Genomic DNA, 3,620 nt, shown 5'->3' on the forward strand with positions numbered 1-3,620 from the left:
GTTTTCAATTCAACCAAGCACCATTGATGGGATGTACATTAGTGAGGCTGGATGAAGATAATTACAAGTTCATCTGGAGTCATCACCATATTCTCATGGATGGATGGTGTTTACCAATTATTTTTAAAGAAGTTATTAGTCTCTACAAAGCTGAAGTTACAGATGAAACTTTTTCACTGCCGACACCAACTCCCTACGGTGACTATATCGCTTGGTTGAATTCTCAAAACCAAGAAATTTCTTTTGAGTTTTGGCGACAAACTTTGCAAGGTTTTAGTGCTCCTACTCCTTTGGTAGTAGACAATAATCAGTATCAAAAAGAATATAAAAACTCAGATTACAAGGAACTGGAGTTAACTTTATCTGTTCAGACAAGCCGTGGATTACAAGACCTCGCACAACAACACCATGTCACCTTATCGACGATAGTACAAGCAGTTTGGGCATTATTATTAAGTCATTATAGTGATGAAAAAGACGTTGTATTTGGTGTGATTGTTTCTGGTCGTCCTAGTAATTTATCTGGGATAGAAAAGATGGTGGGATTGTTTATCAACACTTTACCATTACGTCTCCAGATATCCCCCCAGCAGCAACTAATACCTTGGCTACAACAAATACAACAGCTAATGTTGGAATTACAAGATTACTCTTACACTCCCCTTGTTGAGATTCAATCAATGAGTGAGGTCACAAGGGGAACACCTTTGTTTGAGAGTATTGTGGTGTTTGAGAATTATCCACTAGAGCGTTCTTTGTTAAATCAAGATGATTCGCTAAAGGTAACTGAAATAGGAGGTTTTGAACAAAACAATTATCCATTGACTGTAGTTGCAGTTCCTAGGGATGAGTTGTTAATTAAGATTAGTTACGATACTGTTCGTTTTGAGTTAGATACAATTGAGCGGATGTTAGGACATCTGCAAACCATTTTCTGTGCAATTGTGGAAAATCCTTCACAAACGGTGGGCGAGTTACCTTTGTTAACTCAAGCAGAACGCCATCAGTTGTTGACCGAGTGGAATGATACTGCTACTGAGTACCCCACTGATAAATGTATTCATCAATTGTTTGAGCAACAGGTAGAGAAAACACCCCATTGTGTGGCGGTGATGTTTGAAAATCAGCAATTAACTTACCAACAATTAAATCAAAGAGCTAATCAATTAGCATATCACTTGCAAAGCCTCGGTGTGGGAGCAGAGGTACTGGTAGGTATTTGTGTGGAACGCTCTATTGAGATGCTGGTGGGATTGTTAGGGATACTCAAGGCTGGTGGTGCTTATGTACCTTTTGACCCTAACTATCCTCAAGAACGCCTAAGTTATATGTTAGATGATTCTGGTGTGCAGGTGTTGCTTACTCAACAGTCGTTACTCGAATCTTTGCCACAACGCCAAGCACATGTGATTTGTTTGGATACTGATTGGGTATCAATAGAGCAATACTCTCACCACAATCTTGATGTTGAAGTAGCTTTTGATAATTTGGCTTATGTTATCTACACTTCTGGTTCTACTGGACAACCCAAGGGAGTTGCGATTGAACAGCAGAGTTTGGTCAATTTCTTAAATTCCATGAGTCATTTTCCAGGATTAACTCAAGAAGATACGTTCTATGCTGTTACTACTATTTCCTTTGATATTGCAGCCCTTGAACTTTATCTGCCATTGACAGTAGGAGCAAAAGTTATTGTCGCTTCCCGTTTTATTGCAAGTAATGCAGATTTCTTACTATTTGAGTTATTCAAGTCGAAGATAACTGTTATGCAAGCCACTCCAGTTACTTGGCAAATGCTATTAGCTAGTGGTTGGTCTTCTAATTATCCTCTAAAAGTATTGTGTGGTGGTGAAGCATTATCTGCTCAACTAGCTCATCAAATTCTTGAAACTGGTAGCGAATTGTGGAATTTATATGGCCCAACAGAAGCAACTATCTGGTCTACAATTTACCAATTAGGGACAAAGAAAACAGTCGCAAGAACTGAAAATGCACCTTCTCCCATCGGTCGTCCAATAGCCAACACCCAAATCTACATCTTAAACTCACACCTACAACCAGTACCCATCGGTGTTCCCGGAGAATTATACATTAGTGGTGATGGCTTAGCTAGAAGCTACCTCAACCGTCCAGAACTAACCCAAGAAAAATTTATCCCAAGTCCGTTCTCTAATTCTAAATGCAAACGCCTTTATAAAACAGGCGACTTAGCCTGTTATAGTAGTGATGGTAGCATCAAATTTCTAGGTCGCATCGATAACCAAGTGAAGGTGCGGGGCTTCCGCATAGAACTAGGAGAAATTGAATCTGTCTTAAATACCCACCCCCAAATCCAACAAGCTGTAGTTACTGCAAGAGAAGATATTCCTGGTAACAAGCGCTTAGTTGCCTATATAGTTATTAGAGATGAATTACTAACTACTGACCAACTACGTGAATTCATCAAACAAAAGCTACCAGAATATATGGTTCCCAGTGCTTTTGTCACCTTAGATACCTTACCCTTAACAGCCAACGGTAAGGTAGACCGCAAAGCACTACCAACACCTGATCAACAAACATTTAGTAACTTACAATATATTCCACCTCGGAATCGTACTGAGGAAGTAATTGCTGATATTTTTGCTTCAGTTTTGAGTATACAAAAAGTGGGTATTTATGACAACTTCTTTACTTTGGGGGGACATTCCCTGTTGGCTACACAAGTCATTTCTAGAGTAAAGCAAGCTTTTGCAGTCGATGTTCCTTTAAGAAATTTGTTTGAAGAACCGACAATAGCTAACTTATCAAAAATCATCGATAACAGTGATTCAACGTTAGTACAACAACTACAAACTACTCCTTTTGATCAATTAGAAAATCGTGAGGAAATTGAACTGTGAAACCGATTCAAAAATTTCTGTCTGAACTCAATGGTTTAGATATTAAACTATGGGTCGATGAAACTCGTTTGCGTTGTAATGCTCCCCAAGGAATACTTACACCAGAAATACGTACTCAACTGAGCGATCGCAAAGCTGAAATAATCAAGTTTTTACAATATTCTCAGCCTCAAACCATTCCCAGAAGTCCTCGCAATGAACCATTACCACTATCCTGGGCACAAGAGCGACTGTGGTTTCTCAACCAACTTGAAGGATTAAGTGCCACTTACAATATGTCTTCTTGTGTCCGTATCACTGGTAACTTATATCTTGATGCCCTCAAACTTGCATTATCAGAAATAGTACGCCGTCACGAGGTACTACGCACTAGCTTTCAAGCTGTGAATGGCACACCAATACAAGTAATTCACCCAGAAGCCACCATGAAAATAAATATGGTGGACTTACAACAACACAGTAAAGCAGAGCAAAGAACCCTAGTACAGCACCAAGCACACAAAGAAGCAACTGCTCCTTTTGACTTGGAAATAGCACCATTAATCAGATGTATTTTATTACAACTAGAACAGTCAGAATATGTGTTGTTAGTAAATGTGCATCACATTGTTTCTGATGGTTGGTCAATAGGGGTATTCATTCAAGAGTTATCGACTCTATATCAAGCTTTTTGTGTAGGAGAAACATCACCCTTACCAGAATTACCTATCCAGTACGCAGACTTTGCAGTTTGGCAAA

The 3,620-nt window shown here is 39.2% G+C and carries 2 protein-coding genes; both read left to right on the plus strand.

Translation table 11 applies throughout. From position 1 onward, the window contains the following. On the plus strand, positions 1 to 2,882 hold a 2,882-nt coding region (locus HCR01_RS37290; RefSeq protein ID WP_193200912.1), incomplete at its 5' end, for a non-ribosomal peptide synthetase. Next, a partial coding sequence (locus tag HCR01_RS37295; protein ID WP_320073268.1) for a condensation domain-containing protein occupies positions 2,879 to 3,620 on the plus strand: 742 nt, incomplete at its 3' end. The genes HCR01_RS37290 and HCR01_RS37295, both read left to right, overlap by 4 nt.

Origin of the sequence: Nostoc sp. MG11, from assembly GCF_014904695.1 — a bacterium.
GTDB lineage: Bacteria > Cyanobacteriota > Cyanobacteriia > Cyanobacteriales > Nostocaceae > Komarekiella.